Genomic DNA, 2,228 nt, shown 5'->3' with positions numbered 1-2,228 from the left:
CGCCTATGGAGAGCCCTGGCTGCTCAAGTTCCACCTCGACGACGTCGGCTCGGCCGCGGGCCGCGCCGCCGAACTCGCCGACCCCGAAAGCCGGGTGAGCACCCGCGACGAGGTCCTCACCGCCGGCGACTACCTCATGACGTACGTCATGGAATGGACCCTGCACCACCTCGACCTGATCGCCCACCTCCCGCACGTCGCCGGACCGCCCGCACCGCCGCTCGCCCGCTGCCGCGAGATGCTGGAGGACATCGCCGCATTCCCGTTCCCCAAGTCGTTCTCCGACACGGACGCCCTGCTGATCGGCACCGGCCGGCGCGCGCCGACCGATGCGGAGCAGGCCGACCTCGGCGACCTGGCCGCCAAGCTCCCGCTCGTCCTCAACTGACCTCCGGCTACCTACGGGCCACGGGCTTTTCGGCGGGTGCGACGGCGACCAGCAACGAGTCCAGGCGCAGTCCCAGTTCCTCCCCCGCATGCTCCGGCGCCGCCAGGGTGATGGTCACGGAGGTCACCTTCCCTCCTCGTACGGAGAAGGGGCCGACGGCACCCCGGGTCAGGTCCGCGCCCTTCACGAACCGGGAGTGCTCGCCGACCCGCACCCGGTAGAGCGCTTCCGGCCGCGCCTCGCCGCTGACCGCCACCGACAGCTTCCCGGCCCGGCCGGTGCTGATGTGGGCGGTGTGGCGCACCGTGGTCCGCTTCGTGCTGTAGTAGCTGCCGTCGTCGGCGTAGCTGTAGCCGTGCTCGATGTCGGCGCCCTCCAGGACGGCCTTGTTGTCCGGGCCGAGGGCGACCGTGTGCTGCGGGATGATCCGGAGCGTGCCGCCGAGTTCGACCTTGACGACCGGCAGTACCTCGTCGTGTGGCCGCTCGGGCAGCGTCACCAGGAAATCGTCGCCGTCGCGGCGCCAGTCGAGCCGGCCCTTCGAGCCGTCCTCGCGGACCTCGCGTACGGAAGTGGCCAGGCCCGGCAGCTTGAGTTCGCCGGACGCGGGCCACCGGGTCACGTGCAGGAACAGGTCGCGGTCGTTGACGGTGACCTCGCCCCAGGGCTGTCCGCCGAAGCGGGTGGCCGAGGCGCCGAGCACGGCGCGGGGGTGGCGGTCCAGCCAGTCGCCCATGCCGCGCAGGACGTCCGCCTCGAACTCCACGACCGAACCGTCTCCGCGCGGGCCGATGTTGAGGAGGTAGTTGCCGCCGCGGGCGCGCACGCCGGTCAGGCCGCCGACGAGGTCCTTGATCTTGCCGGGCAGGTCTTCGCGCTTCTGCCAGCTGCGGTAGCCCCAGGTCTCGTGGTAGATCGACGCGGGTGTCTGCCAGGCGCCGTCGAGCGCCACCGCGGGGATCTCGTTGTCGCCCAGGGTGCGGAAGTCGCCCTGGTTGTTCCACACCCGGCTGTTGATCGCCGCCCTCGGCTGGAGTGCGCGGACGATCCCGGCGAATTTACGGCTCTGCGCGGCGGTGGGCGACGCCATGTCGAACCACACCTCGGCGATGTCCCCGTAGTTCGTCATCAGTTCGCGCAGCTGCCCCTCGATGACCGGCTCCATGGACGCGGGGATCGGATTGTTGTTGTTGCCGTCGAAGTCATGGCCCTGGTGCCAGTCGACCAGCGAGAAGTAGAAGCCGAACTTCAGCCCCTGGCTGCGGCATTCGTCCGCGAGCGCCTTCAGGGGGTCCTTCTTGTAGGGGGTCGCGTCGACGACGTCGTAGCCGGTGGTGTCGGTGTCGAACATGGAGAAGCCGTCGTGGTGCTTGCCGGTGATGACCACGTAACGCATCCCCGCACGCTTGGCGAGGGAGCAGATCTCCGCGGGGTCGAACCGGTCGGGCCTGAACCGCTCGGCGACTTCGAGGTACTCCTCGTCGGAGATGCCGGCCCACATCTGGATCTGTTCGCTGTAGCCCTTGGTGACCGGTTTCCCCTTCCACACCCCGCCCAGTTCGGAGAACAGACCCCAGTGGATGAACATCCCGAACTGGAGCCGCTGCCAGGCCGCGAGGTCCTTGTCGTCGCTGGTCCCGATCTCGCCGGGAATGCCCTGCGTGCGGGGAGCGTCGCCCCGGTCCGCCTGCGTGGCGACCGCTGCGGGAGGGCTTGCCACGGCTACCCCGAGGGCGAGCAGGAGGGCCAGCAGGACACCGAGCACCTTGCGCATCACGAATCTCCTCTACAACCGTCCCGGGCCGTCGAGTCATCCGATGTTAAGAGCCCAGAAGGATGC

Annotated in this window: 1 protein-coding gene and 1 pseudogene; one reads left to right on the top strand and one right to left on the bottom strand. The window is 69.5% G+C overall.

All coding sequences use genetic code 11. The annotated features are described in order from the left end of the window. A pseudogene (locus tag ACQKIP_RS45580) lies at positions 1-388 on the top strand (maleylpyruvate isomerase N-terminal domain-containing protein); the annotation flags it as partial. 7 nt (positions 389-395) lie between these two features. On the opposite strand, the gene ACQKIP_RS45575 reads toward ACQKIP_RS45580, so the two are convergent. Then, entirely contained in the window at positions 396-2,162 is a 1,767-nt protein-coding gene (locus ACQKIP_RS45575; protein ID WP_365856018.1) for an alpha-L-fucosidase, read from the bottom strand. Between the last annotated feature and the right edge of the window lie 66 nt (positions 2,163-2,228).

The organism is Streptomyces sp. NPDC059900 (assembly GCF_050270335.1).
Taxonomy (GTDB): Bacteria; Actinomycetota; Actinomycetes; order Streptomycetales; family Streptomycetaceae; genus Streptomyces.
The sequence above is the reverse complement of the archived record's forward strand: the minus strand, read 5'-3'. Positions and strand labels throughout refer to the sequence as shown.